The sequence below is a fragment of the Desulfosporosinus sp. I2 genome, from assembly GCF_000960765.1.
Classification (GTDB): Bacteria; Bacillota; Desulfitobacteriia; order Desulfitobacteriales; family Desulfitobacteriaceae; genus Desulfosporosinus.
Genome location: NZ_JYNH01000239.1, coordinates 1 through 3,278 on the forward strand (window position 1 = coordinate 1; position 3,278 = coordinate 3,278).

The 3,278-nt window shown below is 42.8% G+C and carries 4 protein-coding genes; 1 reads left to right on the plus strand and 3 read right to left on the minus strand.

Annotation, left to right across the window (positions count from 1 at the left end; genetic code table 11):
• Positions 1-13: 13 nt before the first annotated feature.
• Positions 14-235 (plus strand): alpha/beta-type small acid-soluble spore protein, encoded by a 222-nt coding sequence (locus tag UF75_RS25095; RefSeq protein WP_045577249.1) that lies wholly within the window; start codon positions 14-16, stop codon positions 233-235.
• A 139-nt stretch (positions 236-374) separates the two neighbouring features.
• Here UF75_RS25095 and larA read toward each other — a convergent pair whose 3' ends face one another.
• The 3 genes from larA to UF75_RS29690 all read right to left on the minus strand — a co-directional run.
• Positions 375-1,628, minus strand: coding sequence for a nickel-dependent lactate racemase (gene larA / locus UF75_RS25100; RefSeq protein ID WP_242860426.1), 1,254 nt, complete (start codon positions 1,626-1,628; stop codon positions 375-377).
• 39 nt (positions 1,629-1,667) lie between these two features.
• Positions 1,668-2,531, minus strand: coding sequence for a sugar diacid recognition domain-containing protein (locus UF75_RS25105; protein ID WP_045577248.1), 864 nt, complete (start codon positions 2,529-2,531; stop codon positions 1,668-1,670).
• A 451-nt stretch (positions 2,532-2,982) separates the two neighbouring features.
• A partial coding sequence (locus tag UF75_RS29690) for a hypothetical protein (protein ID WP_207642505.1) occupies positions 2,983-3,278 on the minus strand: 296 nt, incomplete at its 5' end.

Sequence of the window (3,278 nt, forward strand, 5' to 3'; positions counted from 1 at the left end):
GGAGGATGGTCAAATGAGCCGTAATAAACCAGAGGTTCCTGAATCCGAAAGGCAGTTGGATCAACTAAAATGGGAAGTCGCTGAAGAATTAGATTTAGACGATGATATCGAAGAAAAGGGATATGCCAATATGACCACTCGTGAAGTGGGGCAGATCGGCGGAAACATGGTTAAAAAGATGATCACCTATGCTGAAAAAGAAATGGCAGAACAGGGTGCGGATATTATGGATTGACAAATTCAATAAATATCTGGGCTATATAAATAATTTGGCGAGATAAAATTTTATGTTTTGTTTAAGAGGCAAAAAGGGAAAGGGGCGATTTGAAACATCGTCCCTTTCCTTTCTGTTCTTCCTCATAGTTTACGCAGAACTATTCCTGTACATATGGAATAGTTAATGGGCCAAAGGGCAATACCGCAATACTCATCTTCTCACCATATTTACCGCTTAGTTCCTTTAAAGTTTGTTCAATATCTTTCGTCTGAGTAAGCATAGCTATCTTAATAGATTCTTCAGGTAATGTGGAGTAAACATACACTTCCGCCCACTCCTGAATCATGGCGAGTCTTTGAGCTTCCCACTGATCAAACATTCGAAATGAAGGGTCATTAATCATTTCAAGGAGTTCCTTCGGAGATTCTCGCATCTGCAAGATTTTTACGAAGTTACCATGCTCGGGCATCCCCTCACTACATTCGGCCGCGCAAATGATAGTACCTCCTTGTTTAACGATCATACGGGCAGCATCCATACCCTTGACTGCCTGATATAGATTCTGGTCAAGGGGATAACCAGCGTTTGTTGTAATTACCACATCGTAGCGTTCAGCGCATTTAATCATAGCGTGTTCTTTGACATAAGCACACCCGACTGCATGCGCTTCAGCCAGCTCGCCGGCAAAAACATTCGTAATCTCTTTATTTCCGTTTAATGCAACATTAAGAAGGAAATCCGGCTTACAAAAGTTATTAACTTCCCTGGTCATTTCCTGAAGAGGATTCTTGTCCAAGATACCCCACGTAGCCATCGGATCCCCGATCATTCTAGCGTTATGAAATGTAAGAATAGTTTCGATACCTGCTATGCCAGGCATAATTCCCTTGGGGCCTCCCGAAAAACCTGCAAAAAAGTGAGGTTCGATGAACCCTGTCACAATTCTAAAGTCAGCCTCAACATATTCCTTGTTAAGGTATACATCGCAGCCAAAGCTACTTGTTCCCAGATGTGTTAATTCGGCTTTTTCATGGCAATGGTGATTAATTATTCGAACCGAATCTACAATAGTCTCTCCCAACATTTCCACTAGTTCTTCCCTTGTTTGGTCACGGTGAGTTCCTAGACCATTGATAATCGAGACATTCTCAAGTGGAACATGAGGCAGCTCCTCAAGAATCCAAGGAACTAACTTATGATTAGGAGTCGGCCGAGTAATATCGCTAATCACGATAACAACCTTGTCCGTAGATTTGACCATTTCTTTAAGAGGCCTGGTACCTATCGGATTACGCAGTGCTTGGAGCACAAGTTCATGATCGTTCTCTGGTAACTCTAAAAAGTTTGGTTCGACAATCCTCGTTTGCTCTGGAACGTTAATACTCAACCCATTTTTGCCATAAGCCAACATTACATCCACAAAGAATCCTCCCGTCTAACATTAAACGTATTATAAACTAGCTGCCAAAGTCTTTAACTCTTGACTTACTAGTTGTACTCCATCAATTAATTGAGCAATTTCCTGATTAGCCTGTGCCTGTTCTTGCGTAATGTCTCGATTCCGCAAGGAGCTTTCTGTGATTTTCTGTATAATCAATTGAAATTCTAGTAAAATCCCGCCAATTTCACTAGCCGAACGATTACTTTCTTCGGCTAATTTTCGTACCTCTCCAGCAACGACTGAAAAACCACGGCCTTGCTCGCCAGCCCGTGCAGCCTCAATAGCAGCATTCAACCCTAATAGATTAGTTTGCTTGGCCACTTTTCTAATAAGTTCCAATATACTCGAGGTAGAATGAAGCTGGGTTTTACCTTGTTCAGCTTCTTTAGCAATTGCTTGGCTTATTAAAGCAACTTCTTGCGCAGAAGCCGCAGTTTGTTGGACTGCACTTGCAGCTTGTTCGACCACTGTCGTAAGTACCTGAACTTGATTACGAATGACTACTTTCAGATCCTCATCTCTTAACAACATCACAACCATCCCAGCAGCAATTTTGGCAACTGGCGAAACTATTTCCAAAGGCCCAGCAATTCCAAAGGTACCAATTTTAACTCCATCTACCTTTATTGCCTGATTATATCCCTCTTTAAGCTTTCCCTCTGAAACTTCGGCTTCTTGAACTGTGACCACAGTATTATCAACGTTGCTCGTTAATATGTGTTGACTCCCTTTATGTAACACACCTATCCTAGTTTTAGCTGAATCAGCAATGATTATCCCCGTTTCGTCACAGACTATCACAGAATATCCACATTTTTCATAAATAAAATCCACCATTTTATCAGCAATATCTTCACTTAGCTTTGAGACCATTATTCTCACTCCTTTTAAAGCTGATTTTATACGCATTATACCACATTGTCTGATGGTCGGACCAGAGTAATAGCAATTTATTAGTTCTTTAACTACATTTTAACACAAATTTATCTGAAATTTCGATATATTTTACACAACCTCCCAAAAGAATACTTCGTTGCGAAGGAAAGACTTGTGCCACACGGCGTCTCATAACGAAAACCCCTGCCGTGTGACGAAAGTCGGATGAGACTTTCGCCACACGGCGACTCATAACGCACACTCCTGCAGTGTGGATCCCGAACACGAAAAGCGGACGAGCTTTTCGCCACACTGCGTCTCGTAACGCATACTTCTGCAGTGTGGATCCCGATATTGACCCGATATTGACCTGCTATGAACACAGAAAAACTACCTCGTTAGAGATAGTTTTTCGTTTGTTACCTGAAGATACGTTAGGCGGATGAGCCTAACGCCACACGGCGTCCCATGACGAACGCTCCAGCCGTGTGGATTCTACTTTCCCAGGAGCTATGCTCCAAGTATCCTTGGCCCTGGAACGAAAGGCACGATAGTGTCCGGTGGACATTATCGCCGAGCCACCTACCACAAAGGAAGACTTAGTGGCGAAGGATGAGCCTTTCGCCACACTGCGACTTGTGACGCATACTCCTGCAGTGTGGATTCTTAACTTCCGTGTTCGGTATACGTTTATGCGGACGAGCATAACGCCACACTGCGACTCATAACGCAAACTCCTGCAGT

Excerpts from the sequence above, each read along its gene's own strand:
- larA (WP_242860426.1), bottom strand. The coding sequence starts at position 1,628 with ATGTTGGCTTATGGCAAAAATGGGTTGAGTATTAACGTTCCAGAGCAA.
- UF75_RS25095 (WP_045577249.1), top strand. The coding sequence starts at position 14 with ATGAGCCGTAATAAACCAGAGGTTCCTGAATCCGAAAGGCAGTTGGAT.
- UF75_RS25105 (WP_045577248.1), bottom strand. The coding sequence starts at position 2,531 with ATGGTCTCAAAGCTAAGTGAAGATATTGCTGATAAAATGGTGGATTTT.